This is a genomic window from Nesterenkonia suensis (genome assembly GCF_054782935.1).
The window spans coordinates 37,607-56,494 of the sequence record NZ_BAAGRN010000010.1; the positions used below are offsets into that span (position 1 = coordinate 37,607).

Annotated in this window: 18 protein-coding genes; 9 read left to right on the forward strand and 9 right to left on the reverse strand. The window is 71.5% G+C overall.

The features are described from left to right. Window positions 1–10 precede the first annotated feature (10 nt). The gene (locus ACYVKI_RS11855; protein WP_460690568.1) at window positions 11–214 is read left to right on the forward strand and encodes a hypothetical protein; all 204 of its coding nucleotides are present in this window, start codon (window positions 11–13) and stop codon (window positions 212–214) included. Further along, window positions 211–3,288, forward strand: a complete 3,078-nt coding sequence (locus ACYVKI_RS11860; protein WP_460690569.1) for a BTAD domain-containing putative transcriptional regulator — start codon at window positions 211–213, stop codon at window positions 3,286–3,288. The genes ACYVKI_RS11855 and ACYVKI_RS11860 overlap by 4 nt, the downstream gene beginning before the upstream one ends. Here ACYVKI_RS11860 and ACYVKI_RS11865 read toward each other — a convergent pair. Both ACYVKI_RS11865 and ACYVKI_RS11870 read right to left on the reverse strand, forming a co-directional pair. Then, window positions 3,235–4,797, reverse strand: a complete 1,563-nt coding sequence (locus ACYVKI_RS11865) for an MFS transporter (RefSeq protein ID WP_460690570.1) — start codon at window positions 4,795–4,797, stop codon at window positions 3,235–3,237. The genes ACYVKI_RS11860 and ACYVKI_RS11865 overlap by 54 nt on opposite strands. Beyond that, entirely contained in the window at window positions 4,794–5,525 is a 732-nt protein-coding gene (locus tag ACYVKI_RS11870; RefSeq protein WP_460690571.1) for an NADPH-dependent FMN reductase, read from the reverse strand. The genes ACYVKI_RS11865 and ACYVKI_RS11870 overlap by 4 nt, the downstream gene beginning before the upstream one ends. A gap of 183 nt (window positions 5,526–5,708) precedes the next feature. On the opposite strand from ACYVKI_RS11870, the gene ACYVKI_RS11875 reads away from it, so the two are divergent. Together ACYVKI_RS11875 and ACYVKI_RS11880 are read left to right on the forward strand one after the other, a co-directional pair. Continuing rightward, the gene (locus tag ACYVKI_RS11875; protein WP_460690572.1) at window positions 5,709–6,776 is read left to right on the forward strand and encodes an RNA polymerase sigma-70 factor; all 1,068 of its coding nucleotides are present in this window, start codon (window positions 5,709–5,711) and stop codon (window positions 6,774–6,776) included. A 42-nt stretch (window positions 6,777–6,818) separates the two neighbouring features. Next, on the forward strand, window positions 6,819–7,151 hold the full coding sequence (locus ACYVKI_RS11880; RefSeq protein WP_460690573.1) for a DUF6069 family protein: 333 nt from the start codon (window positions 6,819–6,821) through the stop codon (window positions 7,149–7,151). Window positions 7,152–7,235: 84 nt separating this feature from the next. Here the strand turns inward: ACYVKI_RS11880 and ACYVKI_RS11885 are convergent, their stop codons facing one another. Continuing rightward, complete coding sequence (locus ACYVKI_RS11885) at window positions 7,236–7,829, reverse strand: TetR/AcrR family transcriptional regulator (protein ID WP_460690574.1); 594 nt, start codon at window positions 7,827–7,829, stop codon at window positions 7,236–7,238. Window positions 7,830–7,941: 112 nt separating this feature from the next. Here ACYVKI_RS11885 and ACYVKI_RS11890 point away from each other — a divergent pair, with 112 nt between their 5' ends. The 4 genes from ACYVKI_RS11890 to thpR all read left to right on the forward strand — a co-directional run bounded on the left by ACYVKI_RS11890 (window position 7,942) and on the right by thpR (window position 10,836). After that, window positions 7,942–8,352, forward strand: a complete 411-nt coding sequence (locus tag ACYVKI_RS11890; protein WP_460690575.1) for a hypothetical protein — start codon at window positions 7,942–7,944, stop codon at window positions 8,350–8,352. 95 nt (window positions 8,353–8,447) lie between these two features. Further along, complete coding sequence (locus ACYVKI_RS11895) at window positions 8,448–9,194, forward strand: PIG-L deacetylase family protein (protein WP_460690576.1); 747 nt, start codon at window positions 8,448–8,450, stop codon at window positions 9,192–9,194. A gap of 128 nt (window positions 9,195–9,322) precedes the next feature. Continuing rightward, window positions 9,323–10,018 (forward strand): YqeB family protein, encoded by a 696-nt coding sequence (locus ACYVKI_RS11900; RefSeq protein WP_460690577.1) that lies wholly within the window; start codon window positions 9,323–9,325, stop codon window positions 10,016–10,018. Window positions 10,019–10,158: 140 nt separating this feature from the next. Beyond that, complete coding sequence (gene thpR / locus ACYVKI_RS11905; RefSeq protein ID WP_460690578.1) at window positions 10,159–10,836, forward strand: RNA 2',3'-cyclic phosphodiesterase; 678 nt, start codon at window positions 10,159–10,161, stop codon at window positions 10,834–10,836. On the opposite strand, the gene ACYVKI_RS11910 is transcribed toward thpR, so the two are convergent. From ACYVKI_RS11910 to nth, 6 genes are all read right to left on the reverse strand, one after another. Continuing rightward, entirely contained in the window at window positions 10,826–11,524 is a 699-nt protein-coding gene (locus tag ACYVKI_RS11910) for a type II secretion system F family protein (protein ID WP_460690579.1), read from the reverse strand. The two genes, thpR and ACYVKI_RS11910, sit on opposite strands and share 11 nt — an antisense overlap. Further along, window positions 11,517–12,530, reverse strand: coding sequence for a type II secretion system F family protein (locus ACYVKI_RS11915; RefSeq protein WP_460690580.1), 1,014 nt, complete (start codon window positions 12,528–12,530; stop codon window positions 11,517–11,519). Before ACYVKI_RS11915 ends, ACYVKI_RS11910 begins: the two co-directional genes overlap by 8 nt. Next, window positions 12,527–13,753: a TadA family conjugal transfer-associated ATPase gene (locus ACYVKI_RS11920; protein ID WP_460690581.1), complete on the reverse strand. Its 1,227-nt coding sequence runs from the start codon at window positions 13,751–13,753 to the stop codon at window positions 12,527–12,529. The genes ACYVKI_RS11915 and ACYVKI_RS11920 overlap by 4 nt, the downstream gene beginning before the upstream one ends. Next, complete coding sequence (locus tag ACYVKI_RS11925; RefSeq protein ID WP_460690582.1) at window positions 13,737–14,912, reverse strand: CpaE-like family protein; 1,176 nt, start codon at window positions 14,910–14,912, stop codon at window positions 13,737–13,739. Before ACYVKI_RS11925 ends, ACYVKI_RS11920 begins: the two co-directional genes overlap by 17 nt. A gap of 136 nt (window positions 14,913–15,048) precedes the next feature. Continuing rightward, window positions 15,049–15,780, reverse strand: a complete 732-nt coding sequence (locus ACYVKI_RS11930) for an NUDIX hydrolase (RefSeq protein ID WP_460690583.1) — start codon at window positions 15,778–15,780, stop codon at window positions 15,049–15,051. After that, window positions 15,773–16,567, reverse strand: coding sequence for an endonuclease III (gene nth / locus ACYVKI_RS11935; protein WP_460690584.1), 795 nt, complete (start codon window positions 16,565–16,567; stop codon window positions 15,773–15,775). Before nth ends, ACYVKI_RS11930 begins: the two co-directional genes overlap by 8 nt. 275 nt (window positions 16,568–16,842) lie before the next feature. On the opposite strand from nth, the gene acs reads away from it, so the two are divergent. Beyond that, window positions 16,843–18,855, forward strand: coding sequence for an acetate--CoA ligase (gene acs, locus ACYVKI_RS11940; RefSeq protein ID WP_460690585.1), 2,013 nt, complete (start codon window positions 16,843–16,845; stop codon window positions 18,853–18,855). The last annotated feature ends 33 nt before the right edge of the window (window positions 18,856–18,888 follow it).

Consider the following 18,888-nt stretch of genomic DNA (forward strand, 5'->3'; position numbering starts at 1 on the left):
GATCACACCCGTGAGCAGAAGGCTCGACAACACCACGATGGCGCCGGTGACGAGCGGCCTGGCTGCCTTCGTCCCGGAGTCGCCCTGGGGCACCGGAGACCACCGGTCCTCTCCCTGTGAGCAGCCGTTGTCCGTGACCGTCCGGTCCCGCACCGTCTCATCTGTGCGCAGCGGCGCTGATCCGGTGACCGACGCACCTAGAATGGCCGCATGAGGATCGAGGTCCTGGGCCCCCTCCGGCTACGGTCCACCACCGACGACCTGGTGGAGGTGCCCGAGCGCAAGGTCCGTGCCCTGCTGGCGGCACTCGTCATGGATCACGACGCCGCCGTCGCCGCCGACACTCTCATCGATCGTGTCTGGGGCACGGACCTGCCCGCCCACCCGGTCCGTGTGCTGCAGGCCAAACTCTCCCAGCTGCGTGCGGTCCTCGATCAGGCCTGCCCCGGTGCCCGCGCACTGCTCAGCAGCGGTCCGGGCGGACACCGGCTCGCCGCGCAGACCCCGGAGGCCAGGATCAGCGTCGATGCGGACCTGTTCACCGCCGCCGTCGCACAGGCCCGCCGCACCGAGGACCCCGCCGAGCGGGCGGCCCTGCTCCGCGACGGACTCGCCCTCTGGCGCGGAGAGCCGTTCGCCGAACTGCGCGACGCCGCCTGGCTGGCCCCCACCGTGCAGCAGCTGCACGAACAGCGCCGCCAGGCCGTCGAGCTCCTCGGCGCGGCACTGCTCGGGCTCGATCGCCCCCAGGACGCGGTCGCAGTCCTGGATCCGCTCTTCGCCACGGAACCGATGCGCGCCGAACTCACCCGCACCCTGATGCTGGCGCTGCACCGCGCGAGCCGACACCCCGATGCGCTCGCCGTGTTCGAACGCCACCGTCGGCACCTGGCGGAGGAGCTCGGGGCCGATCCGGACCAGCAGACCACAGCCCTGCATGTCCGGATCCTCCAGCAGGATCCTGCCCTGCACAGGCCCGCCAGCGACAGCCCCGGCACCGCCCACCCGTCGGCGACCGGCCCCGCCTCCCCCGGACTGCCCCGGTATGCCTCCACGTTCCTGGGCCGGGCCGCCGCGCTGCAGGAGCTGACACAGCTGCTCCAGCAGGGACCGCTGGTCACCGTGCTGGGCATCGGCGGAGTGGGCAAGACCCGGCTGGCGATCCGCGCCGCCGAGGAGATCACCGCACAGCAGCGAAGCACCGCCTGGTTCGTGGACCTGACCGGCCTGGACCCCGGCCCGGCCGACACCGGCACCGCATCTGATGATCCGTCCGGTGGCGCATCTGGTGGCCGATCCGATGGCGCAGGCGCCGCGCCAGGGGCCTCCCCTGAGCGCATCGCCAGGGCCGTGGCCGAGAGCGTCGGCATCACCCTGGCCCGCGGGGACGGCTCTGCCCTGCTCCCCCACCTCATCTCCGCACTCCAGTCGCTGCCCGGCCTGCTGATCCTGGACAACTGCGAACATCTGGTCGACGACGTCGCCGCCTTCGTCGACCAGGTGGTCTCCTCCGGGAGCTCCCTGACGATCCTGGCCACCAGCCGGGAGCCCCTGGGCCTGCCCGGCGAGCAGCGCCTCCGACTCGATCCCCTGCCCGTGCGGGAGACCGACGGGGAGCAGGCGGATCCCGACGACGCCGTCGCCTTCTTCCTCCACCGGGCACACGCGCTCCGGCCTGACCTCCCGGACGATGCTGACACGCGTCGGACCGTGGCCGAACTGTGCCGCCGACTCGACGGACTGCCGCTGGCGCTGGAGCTCGCCGCGGCCCAGGTCGGGGCGCTGGACCTCCCGACGCTGCTGACCCGGCTGACCGACCGACTCGATCTGCTGCGACGCCCGGCCCGCGGGGCGCCGCGTCGTCAGCAGACGCTGCGCGGCATGCTGGACTGGAGCTGGTCGCTGCTCGACGCGCCGTCTCAGCGGCTGCTGCGCCGCCTGGCGCTGCACCCGGCTTCCTGGACGCTTGAGACCATCGAAGCGATCTGCGCCGACGACACCTCGGGACCCCTGCGCTGCTCCCAGGTGATGCCCACTGTGGTGGGACTCGTGGAGCGCAGCCTGGTGGTGGCGGAACCCGGCAGCCACGGCATGCGCTACCGGCTGCTGGAGTCCGTCAGCGCCTATGCCGCCGAGCGGCTTCACGACTCGGGAGAACGCGACATGCTCGCGTTGAGACACCTGCGGCACTGGCGGATCGAGCTCGCCTGTGCCGAGCAGCAGCTCTTCTCCGCCCACGCCCAGGACTGGATCCGGCGGCTGCACCGGGAACGGGTGCATCTCACCCGCGCCTTCGGCGAGGCGGTGGAGCGCGGACGGGGCGCCGACGCCGTCGCCCTGGCATGGAGCTGGTTCTGGCATCGGTGGATGACCGGCAGCACCGCGGGTCTGGCCACAGAGCTGAGACTCGCGGTCGAGGCCCCCGGCCCCCGAGATCTGCCGCACGCTCAGGTGGGAGTCCTCGCAGAGGTCCTCGACGGCCGCACCCCGGACCGTCCAGGACGCATCCGGCGGGCCCTGGCGGCCTTCGACGACGTCGGCGGAGAGGACGGCGAGGACGGCGAGGACGTGAACGGCCAGGAGCGCGACCTCGCCCGCGCCCAGGTCCAGTGGTTCGCCGCCACTCCGGTGCTGATCTCCCCCGCCGCGCGGGAGGTAGGACGTCGGCTCGCCGATGAGGCCGTCGAGCTGCTGCTGAGCTCCGGCGACCTCCCCCGGGCGGCGTTCGCCAGCACTCAGCGGGACTGGTTCCTCCTCGACGCGGGCGAGGAGGCGATCGGCATGCCCGACGGCCATGACGCCGAGCAGATCCTCCGCACCGCAGGCGACGCCTACGGGCTCACCCAGATCCTCGGCATGCGACACATCCAGGCCGCACGCGACGGCGACCGCACCACGGCGCTCGCGGCGGCCCGCGAGGCGACGGCCTTGGCCCAACAGCTGGAAGCTGCCGGCGAGGAGTCCTACTGGCAGACCGTCCATGGGCTGCACAGCCTGGATGCCGGTGACCTCGACTCCGCCTCAGCACATCTGCACCGTGCCCGCCAGCTCGGCGCGCAGTGCGGCCACAGGATCGAGACTCACTTCGCCGAACTGGGCCTGGCCGAGCTGGCGGCCCGCACCGGCGACGCCGACCGGGCGGCAGAGCTGCGGACCCGGGCCTCTTCGCGGACCGCACGGCGCTGGGTCCACCGGGTGCTGGAAGGGAACGAACCCCACCGGCAGGCCCGGGGATCAGCCGGCAGCGCGGTCGCGGACCAGCCGGCCGAAGGCCAGCACACCGGCTGAGGCGAGCAGGACCACCACGCCGAAGACCAGATAGCCGCTCATGGTCGCCGTGGTCAGCGCGGTCTCCGCCGCCTCGGTCAGCGCCGCGCCGGCGGGGGCGTCGAGAGCCGCGGCCACCGCCGGTGCCGCCCCGAGACTCTCGCCGGCGGCGTCGATGCCGGCGGCATCGACACCCTGGGGCGCCTCCCGGGCCAACACCGTGCGATGCACCCAGAGCGCCCCAGCCCCCATGATCGCGATCGAAGAGGCCCCGCCCAGGCTCCCGGCGAGGTCCTGGACCGCCGTGGCGGAGCCGGTCTTCTCCACCGGGGCCGCTCCGATGAGCCGCTGAGACATCAGCGTCATCATCGGGGACAGGATCAGCATGATCACCCCCAGCAGGGCCGCCAGCTCGACGACTCCGCTCTCCGACAGGCGCAGAGCCAGCAGCACAGCGCCCACCCCGCCGACGGCCAGCAGCCCCGCGATCAGGGCCCGGGGACCCGCACTGATCAGCGGGGTGGCCATGGCCCCCACCGTGGCGGCGACCGCCGGCGCCAACAGCACCAGCCCAGCCTCCCAGGCGCTCAGCCCCCGGACGATCTGCAGGTGCTGGGCCATCAGCATCTCGACGAACATCGTGCCCAGCAGCAGCAGGAAGATCGCCACCGTGAGGGTGGAGAACACGCGGCTGCGGAACAGCCCCAGGTCCAGCAGCGGGTGCTTCGCACGAGACTGACGACGGACGAACAGCCCGACCAGCAGCATCCCGAGCACCGCCGAGAGGATCGGCCAGAGGGCCGGACCGGATTCAGCCGTCTCCTGCATGCCGAAGACCAGCGCGAGCACCGCCGTCACGGAGAGGAGCACACTGGGAAGGTCGAGGCGGACTGCGGCGTCGCCGTCATGACGGGGCAGCAGCAGCGGACCGCCGATCAGCAGCACGGCGGCGATGGGCACGTTGATCAGGAACACCGCTCCCCACCAGAAGGTGTCCAGGATGAATCCGCCCAACGGCGGCCCGGCCGCCATCCCTCCGGAGAACGCGGCCATGAAGATCGCGAAGGCGATCCCATACTGGCGTTCATCCCGGAACGTAGTGCGGATCAGCACCAACCCTGCCGGGGTGAAACCTGCCGCGGCGATCCCGAGCAGCGCGCGGGCGGCGATCAGGATCTCCGTCTCCGAGGCGAAGGCCGCCGCCAGGGAGGCCGTCCCATAGGCCGCCACCGTGCCCAGCAGGAGCCGCCGGGCGCCGACTCTGCGAGTCAGCAGGCCGAAGGTGATCATCGTCGCCGCGGTGAGGAACTCTCCGATGTGGAGGATCCACAGGGACTGTGATCCCGACGGCGCCAGATCGGCAGTGATCGCCGGCATGGCCAGGTACAGGGCGGTCATGTCGGTGGAGAGCATGAACAGCGGGATCACCAGCAGGATGAGCCCCGCCCACTGCCGGGCCGTGGCCCGCGGTGGGGTGTCTGCGGTGCTGTCGGTGGTGGAGGTGGTGGAGGTCTGCGGTGTGCGGCTCATTCGGAGATCCCTTCGGGGTAGTCACGGCGAGCGCGGGCCTCTTTCATGGAGATCGCCCACCACTGGAGCTGGTCGAGCATCCGGTGGGCCCAGCGACCCATCTGTGCGGTGTCGACGGCGCGGCCGTCATGGTCGAAGCGTTCCCAGAAGTTCTGCAGCACCACGGCGTCCCGCAGCGGGACCGCATCGAACTCGAGGAACACTCCCCGCAGGTGGTCGATCGGCGGGAACGCGCCGAATCCTCCGCCGTAGGCGACGAAGCCGACCGGTTTGAGCCGCCATTCGACGTAGAACCAGTCGATGGCGGTCTTCAGCCCCGCCGGATAGCTGCGGTTGTAGGTGGGGGTGACCACCACGAACGCGTCTGCGCCCACCAAGCGCCTTCCCAGCCGGGCGACGTCGGCCGGCACCGGCTCCTCGGCGTCGTTGCCGCCGAGTCCCATCGGCAGGTCGTAGTCGGCCAGGTCGATGAGCTCGACGACGAATCCGGCATGCCGCTGCGCCTCCTCGGCGAACCAGCGGGCCGGAGTGGGGCCGAACCGGTCCGGCCGGATGCTGCCGATGATGATCGCCAGTCGCGGGCGGTCCTCGAGCGCATCGGCGGCATCCTCAGTCGGGCTCCGGCGGATCGTGGTCTCGCTGCGCGGTGTTTCGGTGCGCGGGGTCTCGGTGCGCGGGGTCTCGGTGCGCGGGGTCTCGGTGCGCGGGGTCTCGGTGCGCGGATTCATGGAGTCCTCCTCCGTGGGGACGGTTGGGCCGCGCCTGATGCCAGGCGCGTCGTCTCCGAGCGTGGAGGACACCCGCTCCGAGAATGTTCCGGTGATGCTCCAGGGAGGCTCCAGGGAGGCTCCGGCGGCGGAGCTGTGACCGTCGACACGAGGTGGGCTACCGTACTCGACAGGGGGTGCGCGATGGTCGACCGTGAGCTCCGGACCGAGGAGTTCCTCGAACTGCGCCCTCTGCTGTTCTCCATCGCCTACCGGATGCTGGGCAGCGCCGCGGAGGCGGAGGACGTCGTGCAGGAGGCCTGGTTGCGCTGCGCGACCACAGACGTCGTCGTCGAGTCTCCCCGAGCGTTCCTCACCACAGTGGTCACCCGGCTGTGTGTGGATGTGCTGCGTTCAGCCCGGGTCCGCCGAGAGGTCTACGTGGGGCAGTGGCTGCCCGAGCCGGTCCTCACCGATGACCCCGACGGACCCGAAGAGCATGCCGAGCTCGCCGAGTCCCTCTCCATGGCGTCGTTGCTGCTGCTGGAGCGACTCAGCCCGCTGGAGCGCGCAGTGTTCGTGCTGCGTGAAGTCTTCGACGTCGACTACGCCGAGATCGCCGAGGCCGTCGAGCGATCCGAGCAGGCCTGCCGTCAGCTCGCCAGCCGCGCCCGGCGCCACATGGCCCAGCAGCACCCCCGGTTCGATGCCGACCCGCACGATCGCCAGGCGCTGGCCGAGAAGTTCGTCGCCGCCTTCCAGGAGGGCGACGTGGAGGGGCTGCGCAAGCTGCTCGCCGCCGGGGTGACCATGGTCGGCGACGGCGGAGGGAAGGCGCCCTCGCTGCCTCGCCCGGTCATCGGTCGGATGAAGGTCGCCAGCCTGCTGGCCTCGGTCGGTCCGCCGATGGCCGCTCTCGGAGTGACGCTGCAGCGGCGCGAGGTCAACGGAGCACCGGGCCTGATCACCCGTGCCGAAGAGGGGACGATCGTCAACGTGGTGGTCCTCGACGTCGTCGACGGACGCATCGAGACGATCCGGTCCATCAGCAATCCCGACAAGCTGCGACATCTCGGCGCGGTCAGCGACATCTGGCGGCTGAAGGAGGAGTTCCAGCGGGCCCGTAGGGCACAGGCACCGAGGAGCCCCCATGACCGGGAGGCGCCACCCGAGCCCGGAGTGACACCAGAGCTCGGAGTGACACCGGAGTCCGCCGTGTCACCGGAACGCGGCATGTCACAGCATCGGCACCCCGTTCGTCCTGAAGAGTGACGCGGCAGGACCCTCCCGCCGCCGTTCCTCGAGGAGGCCCTCATGAGCATCACCACTGCCCAGCGCACCGGAGCGACACGTCCGCTGATCATCACCGGCGCCGTCGTCGTACTGGTCACCACGACGCTGAACCTGGGAGTGTTCCTCACCGCCCAGGCACTCGGCGCCTCCCTGCGACTGGACCCGCCGGGACAGGACCCGAACCATCTGCTGTGGTGGGTCGACGTCCTGTGGAAGACCGCACTGCCCCTGGCGATCGGCATCGCCCTGGTGGCCCTGCTGCGTCGCTCCCCTCGGGGGGCTGCTGACGCTGCTGATCGCCGCGCTGATCGTCGTCGGACCCACCAGCGCCGTGCCCGCGTCGGTCGCCCATGACGGGATCACTGCGGCCGCGCTGGCGCTGCTGCACCTGATCCCGCTGACGGCCTTCACGGCCCTGCTCCTGCGGGTGCGGGCGGCTCAGTCCGTGACCAGCCCGCGGGAGGCGCGCAGCGCGGCCACATAGTCACGACGACGGGCGTCCACGTCCCCGGGGACGAATCCGTTGAGCTCCAGGCTGACCAGCCCGTGGGCCAGCGCCCAGAGCCGCAGGGCCGCGCGCTCGGACGGATCCGGCTCCGCGGGTTCGTCCTCCGGCCGGCGCATCGCGCGGGCGACGGCGGCGCGCAGCACTTCGAAGGTCGGGGAGGCCGGCGTCGTCGGGCGGGAGCAGCCCTCCCCGAGGGACTCGAACATGACCCGATAGAAGTGCGGGTCCGCGAGGGCGAACTCGCGATAGGCCACGCCCAGGGCCAGCAGGTCCGCCCCAGGGTCGTCGGTGCGCCCGACGGCGGCGAGCGCTGCGCCGAAACGGCGGAAGCCCTCCTCCACCACGGCCTGGATGAGCTCCTCTCGGCCGCCGAAGAGGGAGTAGACCGCGGCGGTGGTGGTCTGGGAGGAGCGGGCCACCGAGCGCAGGGAGAGCCCCTGGGCCCCTGAATCGGCGATGACCTGGGAGGCTTCCTCCAGCAGGCGGGTCCGGACGGTCTCATCGTGGGTGCGGGGCCGAGCCATGGCAGGAGCCTACCCTTGACACCCACTTTTCTCACAGCGTTACATAACAGTGTTACACAACTGGCGGGAACTCACGCCCGACCCCGCAGCAGCACTCTGATCGGAGACGACCATGTTCGAGCTCTCCCCGGCCGCACAGACCACCGCCGGCATCGTCATCCTCGCAGCGATCACCGTCACCACCGGCGGCCACTTCCTCACCACAGTGGTCCGCGGGCAGGTCCCCGCCACCGACCTGCAGGTCTCCTTCTACCGAGCCGGCCACGCCCATGCCGCCAGCCTGATCATGCTGGGGCTGATCTGTCTGCTGCTGACCGAAGCCACCGGCCTCACCGGCGCCTGGCAGTGGCTGGCCCGGACCGGCGTGCTCATCTCCGCGATCCTCATGCCCGCCGGATTCTTCCTCTCCGCCATGGGCGCTGGCCGCACCGAGCCGAATCGTCTGATCGTGCTGCTCTGGATCGGCGTGGCCTTCCTCATCGCCGGGCTGGCCACTCTCGGCGTCGGACTGCTGATCGCCTGATCACGCGTCCCGGGACGGCTCCGACCCGACAGGGGCAGACGCGCCTCGGCCGGGCACCGGTGACCCGGCCGACGTCGCTGACTACCCTGGCCCGCATGAACACCACCGCGGAACAGACCCTGCCGTTCTACGACGACGCGTCGCTGAGCCACGTGCTGTGCGTGGTCGCCCACCCCGACGACCTCGAATACGGGGCCTCCGCCGCCGTCGCCCGCTGGACCTCCCGCGGAGTGAAGGTCTCCTACCTGCTGCTCACCGCCGGCGAGGCCGGCATGCGCACCCGGGATCCTGAGGAGGTGGGCGCGCTGCGCGCCGCCGAGCAGCGGCGGGCCTGTGACGTCGTCGGCGTCGAGGACCTGGTGATCCTGGATCTGCCCGACGGCACACTGCAGGCAGATCTGGAGACGCGGCGCCAGATCGCCCGGCGGATCCGCCAGGTCCGCCCCGACATCGTGCTCACCCAGCCCTGGGACCTGCGTGTCGGCTGGGGCCTGAACCATGCCGACCACCGCGCCGCAGGAATCGCTGCAGTGGACGCGATCCGCGACGCCGACAACCCCTGGGTGTTCCGTGAGCTGCTGGAGCAGGAGCGGCTCGAACCGTGGGGCGTCAAGGAGCTGCTCGTCGCCGGAGACGAGCCCACCCATCTGGTCGACGTCACCGGGGAGCCGCTCGAGAGGGGCATCGCCTCACTGGAGGCCCATGAGGAGTACCTGGCCGAGCTCGGCGGAGAGTTCGACGTGCGCGGGATGCTGGAGAGCTTCACGGCGGACCTGGGTGCCGCCACCGACGACGAGGACGTCACCCATGCCCTGGGCGTGGCCGTCCACCCGATGGGCTGAGAGACGGGTCAGCCCCTCCCGAAACCTTCGGCAGGACTGACGCTGCGGCCCAGGAGCCCTGGAGACCTCGCAGAGCCAAGAGGACAATGGAACGACACGCTGTCCCCACCCCAGACGGGAGGCCGACGATGCCCTCGACCACGCCTGAGGAACCGGTGACGATCCGCTTGCGTTCCCGACTGGTGCTCGCCTTCACCGTGGCCGGAGCGGCGATGGGCGGCCTGGCGGCGATGGTGATCGGCCCGACGGCGGCCTGGATGATGACCCGACTCGAGTCCCCGCCCACCCTGGTCGAGCAGCTGGACCAGGTGCGCCTGGCATGGTCCGTGCCGACGCTCATGGTGCTGGGGGCGGTGATCGGGCTGGCGATCTCCCGGTCCCGGGACCGAGGGGCCGGTCGGCTGACGATCGACTCGCAGACCGTGACGCTGGACCACCGGGGAGAGTCCTCCGTGCTTCGCCACCGGGACATCACCGAGGCGTTCCTCGCCGACGGCGACCTGGTGCTGCTGGGCCGCGGTGGCCATGAGCTGACCCGCGCGCCCGCCGAAGACGGCCTGGCCTCCGAGCTGAAAGAGGCTCTCGCCATGTACGGCCTGCCCTGGTCAGGCGGTGCCGATCCGCGGGACACCGAGTTCCACCCCTGGGCGGACCACAGCCGGGAGCTCGATGCCGAGCTCCATGCGATGCTGCGTGACCGCCGTCGGGCCCTGGAGACCGGGGACGACGAGCGGGCCGAGTCGTTGCATGATCAGCTCGCGGCCCACGGCGTGCTGGTCCGCGACCGGCCCGGCGCCCAGCAGATCAGGATCCTGCCGGGGTGACAGGGGGGGGGCGTCGACGTCGCGTCGCCGCCGCTGCGTCACCGACTCCTGCTCCACCGCCCAGCACGTGCAGCCCCCGACCTGGGTCGCGGCCGCGACCGGGGCTTTGCGAGGACACCGCACAGGGGCATGCTGGTCAGATGAGGCTCTTCGTGTCGTTGGCCCCGCCGGAGGGGGTCCTGGAGCATCTCGACGACGCCCTGGCATCTGTGCAGGCGATGCTCCCGCCGGAGGCTGGCAACGGGCCGCCGGCGCTGCGTTGGGTGCCGACCGACCTGCGGCACATCACCCTGGCCTTCTACGGCGAGCTGCCGGCCGGAGCCGTGGATGACCTGACGATGACGCTGCGCGAGGTGGTGGAACCTCAGGCTCCGCTGGAGGTGCGGCTGCGCGGTGCCGGAGTGTTCGCCTCGCGCACGCTGTGGGCCGGCGTCCAAGACCAGGCGCCCTCCACTCACAGCCGTCGCAACGGACCATTGGCGGATCTGATGGCCGCCTGCGAGCAGGCGGGGCGCGCGGCAGGGTCCACTGTGGAGCGACCCGAACGTCGCCGTGCGCATCTCACCCTGGCTCGTGTGCGCGGACGGGCGGGTGCCACCCGAGGACAGGGCGCGCAGGGGCACGGCGCGCGGGGTCGACCTCGGCGTTCCGGCGGGGACGCCGCCGAACGGCTGCACCTGCTCGCTGATGCTCTGGCCGTCTACGAAGGACCGTTGTGGACCGCGGAGGAGGCTCAGCTGATGGTCTCCGAGCTCGGGGCCGGGGCCGGCGGCGGTCCGCGGCATGAGGTGCTCACGGCCCTGCCGCTCACAGGCTGAACACCTGCGGCAGGAGCCCGAGCACCACGGGAATGATCCCGAGGAGGATGAAGGCCGGCAGGAAGCATCCGCCCAACGGCATGACCATCTTCACGCCCAGCTCCTCGGCCCTCCGCTGGGCTTCATGGCGTCGGCGGCGCCGCAGCTGCCGGGCACCGGCATGCAGCAGTTCGGCAGTGGGAGCCCCGGTGGCGTGGGCGAAGCCGAGCTGCGTCCCGAGCTCCGCAAGCTCGCCCGACTGCCCGGACCAGGCGTCCTCCCAGCGTGCCCCGGCTGTGACCGCCTGGTGGACGGCGGCCAGCGGCTCCGCCCCCGGGACGGTCCGAGACAGGCGGTCCAAGGCGGCCTCGATGCCGACCCCTGCCTTCAGCAGCGCGGCCGTGAGGTCCAGCAGCATCGCTGCGTCCGGCGGTGCGGGAGGACTCTCACCCCGATGCTCGACCCCCTCGGCAGCACGGAAGCTCCTCCTCCGGCGAGCCGCGTCTGCCCGCGCGGCTCCCAGCTCCGCGGCTCCCGGCTCCGGGGCTGCTGACTCTGGGGCTGCTGGCCCTGCGGCCACCGAGGAGCTCCGCCGCAGTCCGCGAGTCGGCCCCTGCGGTGCGGGAGGGATCAGCGGTGCGGGAGGGATCAGCAGCAGCGCTGCGACGGCGGCCAGGAGGATCCCCGCAGTGACCAGGACCTCACCCATGGGACTCCACCACCTGGATCATGCGTCGGCTCCACGCCACCCCGGCCAGCATCAGCCCCGCCCCGACGGTCAGGCAGCCGAGACCGACGGCGGTGCCGAGCAGCACGCCCAGCACGTCAGCACCGATCAGCTGGCCCACCAGAAGTCCACCGATCGGCAGTCCCGCGAGCACCCGCTGAGTCAGGCGCGGACCGGCCACTGCGGCGCTGACGGCTGCGGCGACCTCGACATCGTCATCGAGCGTGGTGGCCAGCTCCTCGGCCAGCCGCGAGAGCGGCGCCCCGGTCTCCTCGGATAGCCGCAGCAGCCCCGCCATACGCATCACCACCGCCAGCAGCCGCTGATCCGCACTCCGGCTTCCGGCGCCCCAGGTGCTGGCGCCGGGCCGAGGTCCTGCCGGCACATCATGCGCGGCGGCCCGCGGCCAGATCCCGACCGCCGCTGCCGACGTCGCCCCGGTGAGCCGACTTGCCGGCGTCCCAATCCGACGACGGCGCCGGAGCCCGGCTCGCAGCTCTGCGGCGAACCGTTCCAACCCGTCGGCAGCACCCCGACCAGCACGATCAGCCGCCGCCGCCCGGGCACACAGCTGTGCCAACGGGTGGTCCTGGCCGGAGGCCGGCGCAGCCCCTGGAGTCCGCGCAGACGATCGGTCGGCACCGTCACCCTGCCGCGCGGCCCACTGGCGGGAGAGGTCCTCCCACGCTTGGCCTGGCCCCCGGCCGGACTGCAGCAGTGCGGAGAGCTGCCGGATCAGCATCGCGGCATCACGAGTCGTGTCGACCCTGACGGAACCCCGGCGGCGGCGACGGGCTGCGCGTCCACGGCGGCCTGTCTCCCTGCCCGGCGCCCGAGGCCCTCCCCGCAGTGGCCGCACCAGCTGCCGCGGGACGGGTCCCCTCACTGCGGCGCCCCCTCGAGCAGCCCCCGGAGGCCGCGGGATCAGCAGCAGCGGCATCGCCAGCGCCAGGGCCCCGGCAGAGACCAGCAGCAGGGCGGCAGTCATGGCGCATCCGACCTCTCCCCGTCGTTGCTGATCTGGCCTGCCCGCTCCGCCAGTTCCTCCCAGGCCGCTCCCCGAGGGTCCCTCGAGTCGTCGACCAGGGCAGGTTCCATCTGCAGGCGTCCGCCCTGATGCCGCACCACAGAGGCGGCCACCGGCATGCGCCCTGCGGCGCGACGCTCCACATGGATGACCACGTCGAGAGCGGCTGCCGCCTGAAGAGCCACCGACTCCGGAGTCATGTCGGCCAGCGCCCCCATGGCGGCGAGCCGAGCCGGCACGACATCGGGTGAGTTGGCGTGAACGGTTCCGGCGGCCCCGTGGTGCCCGGTGTTCATGGCGGCCAGGAAGTCTCGCAGCTCAGCTCCCCGACACTCTCCGACGATGAGCCGGTCCGGCCGCATCCGCAGGGTCTGCCGGACCAGCTCTCCCATCTCGATACGTCCGGCGCCCTCCACGTTGCCGGTGCGTCCCTGCAGGTGGACCACATGCGGGTGCCCCGGCAGCATCTCCGTAGTGTCCTCGACGACGATGAGCCGCTCATGCGCCGGTGCAGCGCCGAGCATGGCCGCCAGCAGGCTGGTCTTCCCCGAGCCGGTGGATCCGGAGATCAGCACGTTCAGGCGGGCGTGGACGATGCCGCGGATGAGCTCCAGCCAGACCTGCGGCTCACACCATTGCCGTGCCAGATCGTCCAGCCCGGCATGTGCCCTTCGGGCGACGCGCACCGAGATGAGGGTGCCCTCCACCGCCACCGGTGGGATGACGGCATGGATGCGGCAGGGCCCGAGCCGACCGTCCGCACAGGGATGGCCCTCGTCGAGCCGACCGCCGGAGAGACCGATCAGCCGACGCGCCAGTCCGCGGACCTGGTCTTCGGAGGAGAGCCGGACGCCCGAGTCCAGGAGCCCGTCGGCGCCGTCGGTCCAGATGCGTCGCTCGCCGTCCACCAGCACGTCGGTGACCCCCGGGCGGTCCACGAACCGCTGCAGCGGCCCCATGCCGACCAGCTCATCGCGCAAGGAGCCCACCAGCCGTCGGGTGGTCTGGGCGCCGAGAGCGACCCCGGAGGCCCGGACCGTCTCGGCGATGCGGGCCGCGGTGAGCGGCTCAGTGCTGGCGGTCAGCTCGTCCCGCAGCCGGGCACGCAGCTCCCGCAGGCCGTCCTCCTGGTCCGTCCGGCGGCCCATGGCCGGGACGGTCAGCGGCTCAACCACCTCGATCACCCCCGGCCTCGACCCCTGCCGCCGCCAGCAGGCCTCCGGCGAAGAGGGCACCTCGGCGGCTGCGCAGCAGATCATAGGCCGCACCGATCGTCCCCGCTCGGCGCAGCCACCGCTGCTCCGCCAGATCGGCGGCCAGCGGCACTCCGAGGCGGCGAGCCAGCTCCGCCGGGGTGGCCCCGCCCCGGGACGGTCCGGTCACGACCAGGGACCAGTCCACGTCGTGACCCCGCAGCGGAAGCTCCGCGACGGCGGACCCGCCGCGCGGTGACGGCTCGGTGACCAGCAGCCCCGCCTCCGGCGGACCGCCGAGCGAGTCCACCACATCGGGGCGACGTCCCGCGTCGACGACGACCAGATCCGCCGCTCGTCGGGCCGCGGTGACCACCGCCGCCATCGCGTCCGGGACGCCGCCGTCGGCACGGGGCTCTCCGGTGATCAGCGAGATGCCGTCCACCATCGGCAGGGCTCCGATCAGCTGGGCGGAGGAGAGCGGACCGTCGTGCCGATCCAGCTCCGTCCAGTCCAGGGCGGATGGTGGGCCTTCCAGCACTCCAGCCCTGAGAGCCTGGTCACGCAGGGCGCGCAGTCCGCTGCCTGCGCTGAGCTCGCCGTCCAGCAGCAGGACCCGCATCCGGCGGGCGGCCGCCTCCGCGGCGGCCAGATAGGCCACAGTGGACGCGCCGACGCCGCCCACTGCGCCGAGCACCACCAGAACCCGGCCGGGAAGTCGGTCCATGATCTGGGCGGCCAGGTGGTCCACGAGCCACTGCTCCCCCGCCGGAAGCGGAACCGGGCGCAGTCGTGGATGGCGAGCCGCCAGCGCCCAGGCATCCACCGCGATGTGCTCCGGGGTGACCAGCAGCACCTCGGAGCGCACGCGCGGCATCGTCTCCGACGGCGGCGCATCGGGTCCGCAGAGCACGGCCACCCATTCCTGCGAGGACACGTGGGTCCACTCGGCGCATGTCTCCAGGCGGGCCCCGACGACGGCGGCCAGCAGCGCGACATCGTCGCGCAGCGCGGCGTCGGCGGTGACCAGCAGCACCCGAGGCACCTCCGCCTCGGCGCGGGGCACCGGCGCGGAGGGGGCGGGATCTGCTCTGCGGAGCGCCGGCTCACGAGAGGGTGATCGGCGACGGGCGGATCGGCTGGACGGCATGGGTCCAGCCTCGTCGCAAGGGACCAGTCCGCCCAGAGCCTCACGGGCCGCTGTGGAGACGGCGGTGTGTCGTCGGTGCTGTGGAGGAACGGCCGAGCACGCGGGGGCGCGCACACCCCTCAGGCACCGACGGAGACTAGAACAGCGGCTGATACTCCCGCGGATCCACGCTGGCCTCCTGGTCCCAGGGTTGCTCCCAACCGAGCCTGCTGAGGATGCGATCCAGCAGAATGCCGGTGAAACCCCAGATCAGCGTGCCGTCCACCACGAACGCCGGGGCCCGGTGCGTGATCCCCTGACGGTGGATCACCGAAGTGCTGCGATTCCCAGGATCCACCAGGCGCCGCACCGGCACCTGGATGACCGACTCCACCTCCCCGATCTGCGGGGTCAGCTCACCGAGAACCTCCGCCACCCCCACCACCGGCGTGACCATGTACCCACTGACCGGCACCGGTGCCGGCGGCAACGTCCCGATGACCTCCACCCGTGAAGGATCCAAGCCGATCTCCTCGTGGGCTTCGCGGAGCGCGGCGGCGGCCGGGCCGGCGTCGCCGGCTTCCAGAGCACCCCCCGGGAAGGCGACCTGCCCCGGATGCTTGGCCAGGCCGAGGGAACGCTCGGTGACCACGACACAAGGAGCGCCGCCGTCGTCGGCCCTGAGGCAGAACAGCACCAGCACCGCCGCCTCCCGGCCCTCGCCGACACGCATCGCCGGCTCGGCGGGAGGTCTGCGCGCCGGCTCGGGCGTCCACCACCAGCCGCCCAGCTCAGCGGCCTCGGGGTGGCTGATGGCGTAGACGTCGGCGGCGGCGACGAGCGCCCTGAGCTCCTCGACCACCATCACATCCCCGGGCACCTCATGCACTGAGCGAATGACCTTCCTCGCGCAGCTGCCGACGTGTCCACCCGGCACGCATCTTCTCCAGGAGCTCCTCACGGCCGGGCGCCAGCTCATACTTCAGCAACGCACGAGCCGCCTGAGGCTCCACCTCGCCGATGCCGTAGGACGGGCACCACCGGGCGATCGGGCAGGCCCCGCAGGCCGGGCGCCGCGAATGGCAGACGCGTCGCCCGTGGAAGATCAGCCGGTGGGAGAGCATCGTCCAGTCCTTGGGCTCGAAGAGCTGGGCGACGTCACGCTCCACTTTGACCGGATCCTCCTGGTCGGTCATCCCCAGACGCCGGGCGAGCCGCCCGAAATGGGTGTCCACGGTCAGACCGGGCGTGCCGAAGGCGTTGCCCAGGACCACGAAGGCGGTCTTGCGGCCGACTCCCGGCAGCTTCACCAGATCCTCGAGACGTCCGGGCACCTCGCCGTCGTGCTCCTCCACCAACGCCTGGGACAGGCCCAGCAGAGCCCGAGTCTTGGACTTGTAGAAGCCTGTGGGGCGGATCAGTTCGGAGAGCTCCCGCTCATCGGCGACCGCCATGGCGTGGGCGTCAGGGAAACGGGCGAACAGCGACGGAGTGACCTGATTGACCCGCACATCGGTCGTCTGTGCGGAGAGCACAGTGGCGACCAGCAGCTCGAACGGGTTCTCGAAGTCCAGTTCGGCCACAGCATAGGGATAGGTCTCGGCCAGCACCCGGTTGATCTTCCGCGCACGGCGGGTGGTCGCCAGCGGGGTCTCCTCACGCATCATCGAGATCATTCTACGGGCGCCCCGGACGGCTCCGGGGCACCGTCGGGCGGACCGCTCATCGGTCAATACCTACCGCTCACCGGAACCGTTCGCAGAAAAGCCCTAGTCAGCAGGCCGCATGCCCTGGCATGCGGCGGCTGCCATCTCGCCCCGGAGCCGACCAGCGCGGTATTGTGAGCGGCGACACAGGAAGGTGTCGGACGGCGTCGCAGACCTGGCCGACCCGGAGGTCACCGGGCGGTCCTGCACTGCGGCGCACCTGGAGCACTCAAGGAGGACAGCGCATGACCCCCACTCCCCCGGCAGACAACCAGCTCGACATCATGCTCAAGGAGAACCGCTCGTTCCCACCGAGTGAGGACTTCGCCGCGAACGCGGTGGCCACCGCCGACCGCTACGAGAAGGCCCGGGCTGACCGGCTGGGCTACTGGGCCGACCAGGCCCGCTCCGTGCTCAGCTGGGACACCGACTTCACCGAGACCCTCGACTGGTCCGAGGCTCCCTTCGCGAAGTGGTTCGTCGGCGGCGAGGTCAACGCCGCCTACAACGCCGTGGACAGGCACGTGGAGGCGGGCCACGGGGATCGGGTGGCGATCCACTTCGAGGGCGAACCCGGCGACACCCGCACCGTCACCTATGCGGACCTGAAGGACGACGTCGCCCGGGCCGCCAACGCCTTCGAGTCCCTCGGCCTGACCACGGGCGACCGTGTGGCCATCTACATGCCGATGATCCCCGAGACGATCGTGACGATGCTGGCCTGCGCCCGGATCGGCGCGATCCACTCGGTGGTGTTCGGGGGATTCTCCTCGGACGCACTGCGCTCCCGCATCGATGACGCCGAGGCCAAACTCGTCGTCACCGCCGACGGCTCCTACCGCCGCGGCAAGCCCTCGAGCCTGAAACCCGCCGTCGACGACGCGCTGGCCGCCCCCGGCCACAGCGTCGAGCACGTAGTGGTGGTGAAGCGCAACGGCGAGGACGTCGACTTCCACGACATCAACACCTGGTGGCATGACCTGGTGCCGCAGCAGTCCACCGAGCACAGCTATGTGCCGCACGACTCCGAGCACCCGCTGTTCATCCTCTATACCTCGGGCACCACCGGGAAGCCCAAGGGCATCCTGCACACCACCGGCGGCTACCTGACCCAGTGTGCGGTCACCCACCGGGACAGCTTCGACCTGAAGCCGGAGTCCGACGTCTACTGGTGCACCGCCGACGTCGGCTGGGTCACCGGACACTCCTACATCGTCTATGGACCGCTGGTGAACGGGGCCACCCAGGTGGTCTACGAGGGCACCCCGGACTCCCCGCACAAGGGCCGCCTGTGGGAGATCGTCCAGAAGTACCGGGTCACCCAGTTCTACACCGCACCCACCCTGATCAGGACCTGCATGAAGTGGGGCCGCGAGATCCCCGACCAGTACGACCTCTCCAGTCTGCGCGTGCTCGGCACCGTCGGCGAGGCCATCAACCCGGAGGCCTGGATGTGGTACCGGGAGGTCATCGGCGCGAACAACGGCCCGGGCCACCCGCCCAAGGATCACCCCGCCCCGATCGTGGACACCTGGTGGCAGACCGAGACCGGGGCGCACATGATCGCCCCGCTGCCGGGGGTGACCGCCACCAAGCCCGGCTCCGCCCAGACTGCGGTCCCCGGCGTGGAGATCGGCGTGGTGGATGAGATGGGCACCCCGCTGGGCAAGGGGGAGGCCGGCCTGCTGGTCATCAAGGAGCCCTGGCCGGCCATGCTGCGCGGCATCTGGAAGAACCCGGAGCGCTACCAGGAGACGTACTGGGCCCGGTTCGGCGACGTCTACTTCGCCGGCGACGGCGCCCGCACCGACGACGACGGCGATATCTGGCTGATGGGTCGCGTCGACGACGTCATGAACGTCTCTGGACACCGGCTCTCCACCACAGAGATCGAGTCCGCCCTGGTCTCCCACGAGGCGGTCGCCGAGGCCGCCGTCGTCGGAGCGAAGGACGCCACCACCGGTGAGGCGGTGGTCTCCTTCGTGATCCTGCGCGGCGACGCCGAGGGCGGCGATCCGGCACAGACGGAGCAGGAGCTGCGTACCCATGTGGGCCGGGAGATCGGCCCCATCGCCAAGCCGCGCAACGTCCTGGTGGTCCCGGAGCTGCCGAAGACCCGCTCCGGGAAGATCATGCGCCGGCTGCTCAAGGACGTCGCCGAGGGCCGCGAGGCCGGCGACGCGTCCACCCTGGCGGACCCGACCGTGATGCAGCGGATCGCCGAGGACATGCGCGCCACGCACGGCGCCGACGCCTGATCCTCCAGCGGCCCACACAGACGACGGGCCCGA

Coding starts and splice junctions, on each gene's coding strand:
- ACYVKI_RS11915 (WP_460690580.1), bottom strand. CDS start 12,530: ATGACTGCCGCCCTGCTGCTGGTCTCTGCCGGGGCCCTGGCGCTGGCG.
- ACYVKI_RS11865 (WP_460690570.1), bottom strand. CDS start 4,797: ATGAGCCGCACACCGCAGACCTCCACCACCTCCACCACCGACAGCACC.
- ACYVKI_RS11910 (WP_460690579.1), bottom strand. CDS start 11,524: ATGGGTGAGGTCCTGGTCACTGCGGGGATCCTCCTGGCCGCCGTCGCA.
- ACYVKI_RS11885 (WP_460690574.1), bottom strand. CDS start 7,829: ATGGCTCGGCCCCGCACCCACGATGAGACCGTCCGGACCCGCCTGCTG.
- ACYVKI_RS11860 (WP_460690569.1), top strand. CDS start 211: ATGAGGATCGAGGTCCTGGGCCCCCTCCGGCTACGGTCCACCACCGAC.
- thpR (WP_460690578.1), top strand. CDS start 10,159: ATGAGGCTCTTCGTGTCGTTGGCCCCGCCGGAGGGGGTCCTGGAGCAT.
- ACYVKI_RS11900 (WP_460690577.1), top strand. CDS start 9,323: ATGCCCTCGACCACGCCTGAGGAACCGGTGACGATCCGCTTGCGTTCC.
- ACYVKI_RS11870 (WP_460690571.1), bottom strand. CDS start 5,525: ATGAATCCGCGCACCGAGACCCCGCGCACCGAGACCCCGCGCACCGAG.
- ACYVKI_RS11895 (WP_460690576.1), top strand. CDS start 8,448: ATGAACACCACCGCGGAACAGACCCTGCCGTTCTACGACGACGCGTCG.
- nth (WP_460690584.1), bottom strand. CDS start 16,567: ATGATCTCGATGATGCGTGAGGAGACCCCGCTGGCGACCACCCGCCGT.
- ACYVKI_RS11890 (WP_460690575.1), top strand. CDS start 7,942: ATGTTCGAGCTCTCCCCGGCCGCACAGACCACCGCCGGCATCGTCATC.
- ACYVKI_RS11925 (WP_460690582.1), bottom strand. CDS start 14,912: ATGCCGTCCAGCCGATCCGCCCGTCGCCGATCACCCTCTCGTGAGCCG.
- ACYVKI_RS11875 (WP_460690572.1), top strand. CDS start 5,709: ATGGTCGACCGTGAGCTCCGGACCGAGGAGTTCCTCGAACTGCGCCCT.
- acs (WP_460690585.1), top strand. CDS start 16,843: ATGACCCCCACTCCCCCGGCAGACAACCAGCTCGACATCATGCTCAAG.
- ACYVKI_RS11880 (WP_460690573.1), top strand. CDS start 6,819: ATGAGCATCACCACTGCCCAGCGCACCGGAGCGACACGTCCGCTGATC.